This is a genomic window from Nostoc cf. edaphicum LEGE 07299 (assembly GCF_015207245.1).
In the GTDB taxonomy this organism is placed as follows: domain Bacteria; phylum Cyanobacteriota; class Cyanobacteriia; order Cyanobacteriales; family Nostocaceae; genus Nostoc; species Nostoc edaphicum_B.
Genome location: NZ_JADEXF010000833.1, coordinates 1 through 2994 on the forward strand (window position 1 = coordinate 1; position 2994 = coordinate 2994).

Consider the following 2994-nt stretch of genomic DNA (forward strand, 5'->3'; position numbering starts at 1 on the left):
CCTGGTTACTGGGCGCTGTTTGGTGGTCACATCGAACCTGGTGAAACGCCGAATGCAGCAGTAAAACGAGAAATTTTAGAAGAAATCGGCTACGATCTACCACCCTTTCTTGAATTTGGCTGTTATCCCAACGAAAGAGTTGTCCGTCATGTCTTTCATGCACCACTCTTAGTGGAATTAAACCAACTAGTTCTGAATGAGGGCTGGGATATGGCGTTATTTACGCCAGAAGATATTCGCCAAGGTAACTGTTATTCACAAAATGCTGGCGAAGTGCGACCTTTAGGGGCAATGCATCAAAAAATTATGTTGGATTTTATTGAGAAAAATCCAACATAATTTGGGGATTTAGTCATTTGTCATTTGTCATTGGGTATTGATTATTAATTCTTCTTTCCCTACTTTCTCATCCCCCACTCCCCACATCCTAAGAAGCCAAAATAAAGTTAGAACGAACTCTTATGAGGTCATCACTAATGCAATCAGCAAACAAACTGCCGCGATGGTTAACTATAGGATTGGCATTTCCCATTGCCATTCTCAACGGCTGGCTATTGCTCCAGGTTATACAGTATTTTCAACCCTTAGTTAGCATTATTGCCGCCGCCATCCTGCTAGCTTTTGTCTTGAACTATCCAATCCAGTTTCTCCAGGAACAAGGGGTGAAACCCAACTTAGCGATCGGGGGAGTGTTGCTTTTAACTCTGGTGGTTTTAGTAGCTTTAGGCATCACCTTAGTTCCCTTGATTATTCAACAGCTCGTTGAACTGGCTAATATTTTGCCCAGTTGGATTGATTCTGGTACTGTGCAGCTGCAAGCTTTTCAAGATTGGGCGTTAAGTCAACAGCAACTTCCGATTAATTTAAGCGGTTTATTTACCCAAGTTCTGGAACGATTATCTAACCAACTTCAGTCCTTTACTGGTAGAATTCTTGGTTTTGCTGTCGATACCATTGGTATTGTCCTCAATGTGCTGCTAGCGGTAGTGCTGACTATCTACTTAATATTAAATGGTGAACGTCTTTGGGACGGAGTTTTTCAGTGGTTTCCCCCTAATATTGGGTCAAGATTACGGGAATTACTGCGAGAGGATTTCCACAATTACTTCATCGGTCAAGCAACATTGGGAGCTGTGTTAGGGGTGACAATTACCCTGGTGTTTTTGGCGCTGCAAGTTCCCTTAGCTTTACTTTTTGGCATTGGTATTGGCTTATTTTCACTCTTCCCCTTTGGTACAGGAGTCGGTATCGCCATAGTAAGTTTGTTGGTAGCACTGCAAAATTTTTGGTTAGGGGTGGAAGTCTTAGGTGTAGCTGTTGCGATCGATCAAATAAATTCTAATATTATTGCACCTCGAATTCTTAGCAATTTGACTGGCTTAAATCCTGTGTGGGTGGTGATTTCTTTATTGCTGGGCGCAAAGTTGGGAGGAGTACTGGGTTTGTTAATTGCGATCCCTATTGCCAGCTTTATCAAAGATACAACAGATAGCTGGCGGGCTGGAGAGTTTAATAAGATAGAGGATATAGCGTCAGAACCTGTTACGTTAACAAGTGATAGAGCCGGGACTTATAGTTAAAATCTAATCATTCAGATTAACTTAAAAACTGGCGATCTTGTCCATAAATAAAGTGCAAAATCATAATTTATGATGCTAACAAACAAGAAGCTATTAATTTGTGCATCACAAATTTTCCAGTAAGCAAAATAATCGTAAAAAACTTGAGTGTAAGTGTAGTCTGCACTTGCCTACGAGACACTACGCAAACGACAAAGCTCTGTTACCACAGCAAGCATCGTTATTTACATATAAGAGGAAATCTGGTAGTACATCAATCAACGATTAACCCCTACAAAAGCATCATAAAATTCTTTATCCTTCAGGTGAGAACGGAATACAACACTTGCCGAAAATGACTGCGAAGCACTACGCTGGGAAACCTAAGCAGTCAGTATTTTTAAAAAATGAAAAATTGTTTAAAACTTACCTTTGATAATGGGCAAACAGCATTAGCTACTCAAGTTGAGCAACAAGCAGAATTGCCAAATGCTCTTGAGGAAATAGGGCTTGGCGGTTCGCGTCCTGTTTTAGTAGTAGTGGGGGGCGCAAGTAACATCAGTAAAGCTGACTGTCTCCGAATTCAACGGTTGTTTGTGGAAGTTTTAGCCCCCATTGCCGAAACTTTAGGGGCTTATGTCGTGGATGGAGGTACGGATGTAGGAATTATGCGAATGATGGGTGCGGCTCGTACCCAGATAGGTGCTAAGTTTGCTTTGGTTGGTGTGACACCCGAAAGTAAGGTTGCTTTACCTAATCATTCGGAAACTGCTGCTGATTTAATACCCTTAGAGCCAAACCATACTCATTTCGTGCTAGTTCCTGGTAATGATTGGGGCGACGAGTCTCCTTGGATATCTTGCGTTGCGACTATGCTGGCCAATGATGCACCTTCGGTGACACTACTCTTGAACGGTGGTGAAATTACCTTTAAGGATGCGTTTTCTAGCGTTGATAGTGGAAGGTTAGTTCTTGTGATTGCTGGTAGTGGTAGAACCGCAGATATACTTGTAGATGCTTTGCATGGAAAGGCTACTGATGAACGAGCCAAAAAGCTAGCTAAATCTGGTACATTACAATACATCAACTTAATTGACATAGAGAAAGGAATTGATAATTTAGGCAAAGTAATTAAGGGGTTACTTTCTAATTAGGAGTAAAAATGGCAAAAAAAGATAGTTATCACGAATTTTTAAAAGAAGATTTTAACAAATTATTTGCAGGTATTAACTTAGGTGATGTGCAAAAACATTTTTTGCGATCGCGCTGGTTAGAACAAGTACTCTGGATGGAAAGTAAGGCTAATTTATCGCGCGATCGCCATTATTTTTTACGGATAACAACTATTATTGGTGGTGTAATTCTTCCAGCATTGGTAAGTCTAAATATTAACACTAATTTCAAGCCTAACAATAGCAATAGAAATGTTATCATG

4 protein-coding genes are annotated in these 2994 nt (G+C 40.5%); all 4 read left to right on the top strand.

The features are described 5' to 3' along the window. Positions 1–339, top strand: a 339-nt coding sequence (locus tag IQ229_RS21360; protein WP_194047150.1) for an NUDIX hydrolase, incomplete at its 5' end; no start/stop codon positions are given. 137 nt (positions 340–476) lie between these two features. Further along, positions 477–1580: an AI-2E family transporter gene (locus IQ229_RS21365; RefSeq protein WP_194047152.1), complete on the top strand. Its 1104-nt coding sequence runs from the start codon at positions 477–479 to the stop codon at positions 1578–1580. Between the two features lie 386 nt (positions 1581–1966). Beyond that, on the top strand, positions 1967–2713 hold the full coding sequence (locus IQ229_RS21370; protein ID WP_194047154.1) for a hypothetical protein: 747 nt from the start codon (positions 1967–1969) through the stop codon (positions 2711–2713). Between the two features lie 8 nt (positions 2714–2721). Then, positions 2722–2994 (top strand): DUF4231 domain-containing protein (locus IQ229_RS21375; protein ID WP_194047156.1); only part of this gene is annotated, 273 nt, incomplete at its 3' end.

Bases quoted from the DNA above. Each gene is read 5' to 3' on its own strand.
- IQ229_RS21365 (WP_194047152.1), top strand. From the start codon at position 477: ATGCAATCAGCAAACAAACTGCCGCGATGGTTAACTATAGGATTGGCA.
- IQ229_RS21370 (WP_194047154.1), top strand. From the start codon at position 1,967: ATGAAAAATTGTTTAAAACTTACCTTTGATAATGGGCAAACAGCATTA.